Source organism: Nocardia farcinica, assembly GCF_029867845.1.
Classification (GTDB): domain Bacteria; phylum Actinomycetota; class Actinomycetes; order Mycobacteriales; family Mycobacteriaceae; genus Nocardia; species Nocardia farcinica_A.
The window spans coordinates 1-5,647 of the sequence record NZ_JARWRU010000045.1; the positions used below are offsets into that span (position 1 = coordinate 1).

A 5,647-nucleotide genomic window follows, 5' to 3' on the forward strand; every position below is an offset into this window, starting at 1 on the left:
CTTTCGGCCGGGCCAGAAATCGGCCCACGGGGGGTTGGGGGTGGGTGTAATCCCCCACTAGGGCCCCCCCGGGGGGGGGGTCGCCTCGGGGGGCCCCGACGACGGCGGTGCGGAAGACGTCGCCTGGCGCCACACCGACGCCCTGGTACAGCTCGCGCTCGAGGCCGATGAGGGTGTCGGCCATCAGCCAGTAGACGCGGTCCCAGGCGGCGGCGATCTCGGCGGTGACCACGTCGGCGCCGAGCACCTCGACGATCGCGGCGAACAGGTGCTCGTGGACCACCGGGTACTGCTCGGCCACCACGCCCAGGGAGGCGTGCTTGTGGCCGATGCGCGAGAGCAGCGCGCGCGGATGCGGCAGCGCCGGGTCGACCAGGTGGGTGGCGAAGGTGGCGATCGAGGCGGCCAGCGCACGCTGCTGCGCGCCCTGGGCCTGGTTGCCGCGGTTGAACACGTTGGCCAGCAGCTCGGGATGGGCGCCGAACATCCGGCGGTAGAAGGTCTTGGTGATGTCGTCGATGTTCTCCGCGATCACCGGAAGCGTCGCACGGACCACTTCGGCGTGGTGGGGCTCCAATTCCGCGGGGGTGTCCAGCGCCGAGGGCAGCAGGGTGGTCATGTGGGGTCTCCTCGTCGAGATTCCAGCGTGGGCTCGAAATGTGCCACTGCATCGACGGTAACCAATTCACGCCGTCGAAATCGACTCGGGCAGCGGTGAGTTCAATTACGCACGATCGTGCGGATTTTGTCGGCCGAAACACGTGCTCAGCTGCGGTTTTTCGGGCACGAGAGATCATCACCGAGGGTAGCGAGGAATGGCGCGCTGGATAATTACCAGCACGCGATGTGCGTTCGCACAGCAGCGCACGATCCATTTTCCGATATTCGGCGAGATCGAATTCGAACGGAACGGCGCGCCGAATTACGACGCGCCGGAACACCGAGAATTATCGGGTGAGCGCCCCGGGCATTTCCGGCATGTACAACATGCGGACGGTGCGCTCGTCGACGAGATCGGCGAGCGCGTAGTTGTCCAGTTCCCGGTAGAACGTCTCCTGCGCCCTGGCGAGCATGCGCCGCAATTTGCAGGCGGCCGCGAGCGGGCAGGGATGTTCACCGGCGCAGTCCACCACCTCCGAGGCGCCCTCGAGTCCGCGTACGATCTGGCCGACCGTCGCCGTGCGACCGCGTTCGGTGAGGAAGATGCCGCCGGTGCGACCGCGATGGGAGTCGACGAACCCCAGCTCGGCCAGCTTGGTCACCGCCTTGGCGACGTAGTGCTCGGAAGCGTTGACCTGTTTGGCGACGAGACGGACGGTGACCCGTTCCTCGGCGGCGCCACCGACGGCCAGGCGCATCATCGCCCGCAGGCCGAGATCGGTGAACCGGGACAACTGCATGGAGGCAGCATACGTAATTCCGCCTCGCGGAGGCGAATTATCCGGGGCCACTATCACGGAGTTCACAGCGCACCGCCCCGACGGCGTCCGCTCAGCCCACGTCCTCGGCGGCCTCCTCGACCGGCGCCAATCCCCGCTCGGTGAGTTCGAGCCTGCGGGTCACCCCGATCGCGTCGAGGAAGCGCGGATCGTGGCTGACGACGATCAACGCGCCCTCGAAGCCCGCCAGCGCCTCGGTGAGATGACGCAGGCTCGGCAGATCGAGATTGTTGGTCGGCTCGTCGAGCAACAGCAGCTTCGGCGCCGGCTCGGCCAGCAGCAGCATCGCCAGCGCCGCCCGCAGTCGTTCACCGCCGGACAGCGCCGCGGCCGGGACGTCGGCGGCGGCGCCGCGGAACAACAGCCGGGCGAGCTGGGCGCGGATTCGCACCGGCGGCGCGTCCGGGGCCGCGGCGGCGATATTGTCGAAGACGCTCAGCCGCGGGTCGAACAGGTCCAGCCGCTGCGGCAGCAGCCGCCACGGGACGGCGGGCGGCTCGGCCGCGATGCGCTTCAGCAGTGTCGTCTTGCCCACCCCGTTGCGGCCGGTGAGCGCGATCCGCTCCGGGCCGACGACCCGCAGGCTCACCCGCCGCCCGGGATCGGCCGCGCCGCAGACCAGTTCGGCATCGGTCAGCGCGAGCACGTCCTGTCCCGGATGCACCCTGGTGCCGGGCAGGTCGAGGCGGATGTGCCGATCCGCGCGCACCGTCTCCTCGACCTCGCGCAGATGCTCGTTGGCCGCCTCCAGGCGGTCGATCTGGGTGTTGCGCAGCTTGCCCGCCGACTCCTGGGCGGCGCGCTTACGGGCGCCCGCCAGGATCTTCGGCATGTTCTCGGCCGCCTTCTCCCCCGTGCGCCTGCGGCGGTCCAGCTTGATCCTGGTCTCGGCCAGTTCTTTCGCCTGCCTGCGCACATCGTTACGGGCCGTGCGCAGGGCGGCCGCGGCGGCCTGCTGCTCCACGGCGAGTTGCTCCTCGTAGGCGGTGTAGTTGCCGCCGTACACCCGCAGCACACCCTCGCGTAGTTCGGCGACGGCGTCGACGCGCTCGAGCAGTTCGCGGTCGTGGCTGACTGCGAGGACGGTACCGGCGAAGTGGTCTACCACCTCGTAGAGGTGTTGGCGCGCCACGTGATCGAGATTGTTGGTCGGTTCGTCGAGCAGCAGCACTTCCGGGTCGCCCAGCAGCTGGGCGGCCAGCCCGAGCAACACGGTCTCGCCGCCGGACAGCGAATCCAGGCGGCGGTCGAGGGCCGCGGCCGAGTCGGCGAGATGGGCGAGACCGAGCCGGGCCAGCAGGGCCACCGCTCGTTCCTCGACGTCCCAGGCGGTGCCGATGACGTCGAAATCCTCGTCGGCGGCCGCGCCCGCCTCGACCCGGTGCAGGGCGGCCCTGATCCGGTCGATGCCGAGCAACTGGTCGACGCGCTGGTCATCGGCCAGGCCGAGATCCTGGCGCAGGTGGCCGAGTCGGCCGCGCACGGTGATCGAGCCCCGCAGCGGGCGCAGTTCGCCAGCGATCAACCGGAGCAGGGTGGATTTGCCCGCGCCGTTCACGCCGGCCAGGCCGATGTGGCCGGGACCGAGGTCGCCGTCGAGGCCGTCGAAGACCGGGGTGCCGTCCGGCCAGGAGAACGTGAGATCGGAAAAGGACACAGAGGTCATGGCTCGTCCTCGGAAGGTCGCGTCGTGGACGCGGCGCGCGAACGCGGGCCGCACGAGAGCGCCTCAGAGGTGCACCATGGCTCCGATCGTCGGGGGCAGGACCCGATCGACGATACCGGCGGCACCGCGATGCCGCCAGCGAATAGTCCGCTCGGCGGGCTGCTCCAGGACTCAGGACAGCCGGACGATGGAGGTGAGCGGGTAGTCGCCCTGCACGGCGCGACCGCCCAGCGCCTCCAGCTCCAGCACCACGGCCGCGGCGGCCACGTGCGCGCCCGCCTCCTCGAACAGCGCCGCCGCGGCGGCGAGGGTGCCGCCGGTGGCCAGCACATCGTCGAGCAGCAGCACCGAGCGGCCGCGCAGATCCACCCCGTTGCCCGGGATCTCCAGGGCGGCCGAACCGTATTCGAGCTTGTACTCGCGGCTGATCACCGGCGGCGGCAGCTTGCCCGCCTTGCGCACGGCGAGCACGCCGGTGCCCAGCAGCGCGGCCACGCCTGCGCCGAGCAGGAAGCCCCTGGCGTCGACGCCGGCGACCAGGTCGGCGTCGGGGGCGCAGGCGGCCAGCGACTCGATCACCGTGCGGAAGCCGTCGGGGTCGGCGAAGACCGGCGTCAGGTCGGCGAAACGCACTCCGGGCGTGGGGAAATCGTCGTGCCAACGGGTGAGGCGCTCGACCTGCGCGGCCGCGGCGGCGGTGCGTTGGGCCGCCTGCTGAGCGGACTCCGTTGCCGCGTGCTTGCTCATCGAATCCTCCGTGGTCGTGTCCGACATCCCGTGCTCGTCGATCCCTGTCAGCGCGTGAGCACCCAGCGGTCCATGTTCCAGCCGGTGCCGCCCTGAGTCGGTCCGGCCACCCCGTGGCGCAGGCCGTTGCCGAAGGCGATGACCCGCGGGGTGGCGAACAGCGGAATGCCCGGCATCTCCGCCCACAGCAGGTTCTCGGCCTCGGTCAGCAGATTCAACTGCGTGGTCGAATCGGTGTCGGCGGCCAGCTGATCGACGATCGCATCGTATCGGCCGTTGCCGAACCGGCCGAAATCGACGCCGCTGCCGGTCCGCCACGCGCTGGTGGCGGCCACCCCGGTCAGTGAGCCCGCCGGACCGGGCGCGCCCGCCGTGCTCGCCAGGATCGCGTCGACACCACCGTCGGTGAGCTGGTTCGGCCGGAAGTCGGTCGCGCCCGCGTCGACCACGGTGATGCCCGCCGCCTTGCAGGATTCGGCGATCGCGGCCACCGTGCGCGCGCGCCGCTCGTCCGGCGCGAGATAGCCGATGCGAACCACCGGGTCGGCCACGCCCGCGAAACCGGACTTGGCGGCATTGGTGTCGGTCACCTCGAACGGCCCGGCCGCGGCCGCCGTCGACGCCCCGTAGTACAGCGAATCCTGCTGCGTGATCAGCGAATTCAACGGGCCTGCGCCCAACCCGGTGCTCGGCACGTCGGCTGCCTTGCCGAGCTCGTTGTACAGCGCCTGCCTCGGCACACAGTGCGCGAAACCGCGACGGGCGGCGGGCGAGCCGAAAACGCCGCCGGAGGCGAGGATCAGCTGCTCGGCGCCGCGGCCGGGCACGGTGCCCGAGGAGAACCCGTCGAGGTTCAGCTCGGCGACCGAGCCGGCGCCCACGTCGAGCACGCTGATCGAGTTGTCCTCGACCTTGGCCTTCAGGTCGGTGGTCTTGTCGAACACCGCGATCCGGCCGGTCTCCGGGGCGTTGCCCCACCAGCGTTCGTTGGCGACGAGCACCAGGCCGTCCTCGGGGGTGAAGGACTCCACGCGGTACGGCCCCGATGAGGGGAACCGGGCCGGGTCGAGTTCGCCCTGGGTCAGCGTCCAGCCGTTGTTCCAGAAGTCGGCGAGCTTGCCGATCGCCTCCCGGTCGCCGTCCTGCACCGCCGAGACCACGCCGGCCACGCCCGTCTCCCTGGCGGCGACGTGCGAGGGCATCAACTCCCCGGCGGCGAACAGGGTCCGCCACGGCAGGTAGCGGCGGTCCGGGCGGAACACCACAGTGGCGTCCTTGGAGCCCGGCTGGCAGTCGATCCGCTCGATGTCGCGATAGCCCGCGGTGTCGGCGGCGTCGAACAGCGGCACCGGGCCGTCGGTGAACCGTCCGCTGCGGGCCGCCCAGGTGAACACCAGGTCGTCACAGGAGGTCGGCACGCCGTCGGAGTACACCCCGTCCGGGTTGAGCCGGTACTGGATGGTCTGCGACTCGCCCGGCACCTCCTTGGCGGTGCCCACATCGGTGTCGGCGACCTGCTGGCCGTCCGGGCCGGTGTAGAAGAAGCCGGTCAGCACCCGCTGGAACACCGCCGCCGACCCGCTGCTCGCGCCGAGCGTGGTGCCGCCGTTGTAGGTGGTGATCACCGCGTCGACGCCGTAGCCGATGGAGGACACCTGGCTCTGACCGGAACATCCGGTCGCGAGCCCGGCCGCCAGAGCGAGCGCGGTGCCCGCCCCCGCCAGCCGGACGGCGGCGCTGCGTGGCTTTCGCATGGAACGAGACCCCTTGTCTGCTCGGTCCGCGGGTGTGGCCC

At 70.8% G+C, this 5,647-nt stretch carries 5 protein-coding genes; all 5 read right to left on the bottom strand.

Translation table 11 applies throughout. The features are described 5' to 3' along the window. Positions 1-619: globin domain-containing protein (locus QH283_RS00700; RefSeq protein WP_280501078.1), on the bottom strand; the 619-nt coding region annotated here is incomplete at its 3' end. 328 nt (positions 620-947) lie between these two features. Next, positions 948-1,400 (bottom strand): RrF2 family transcriptional regulator, encoded by a 453-nt coding sequence (locus QH283_RS00705; protein WP_280501079.1) that lies wholly within the window; start codon positions 1,398-1,400, stop codon positions 948-950. A 91-nt stretch (positions 1,401-1,491) separates the two neighbouring features. Beyond that, on the bottom strand, positions 1,492-3,105 hold the full coding sequence (locus QH283_RS00710; RefSeq protein ID WP_280501080.1) for an ATP-binding cassette domain-containing protein: 1,614 nt from the start codon (positions 3,103-3,105) through the stop codon (positions 1,492-1,494). Positions 3,106-3,276: 171 nt separating this feature from the next. After that, positions 3,277-3,852, bottom strand: a complete 576-nt coding sequence (locus QH283_RS00715) for an adenine phosphoribosyltransferase (RefSeq protein WP_280501081.1) — start codon at positions 3,850-3,852, stop codon at positions 3,277-3,279. Positions 3,853-3,899: 47 nt separating this feature from the next. Then, complete coding sequence (locus QH283_RS00720) at positions 3,900-5,606, bottom strand: ABC transporter substrate-binding protein (protein WP_280501082.1); 1,707 nt, start codon at positions 5,604-5,606, stop codon at positions 3,900-3,902. Between the last annotated feature and the right edge of the window lie 41 nt (positions 5,607-5,647).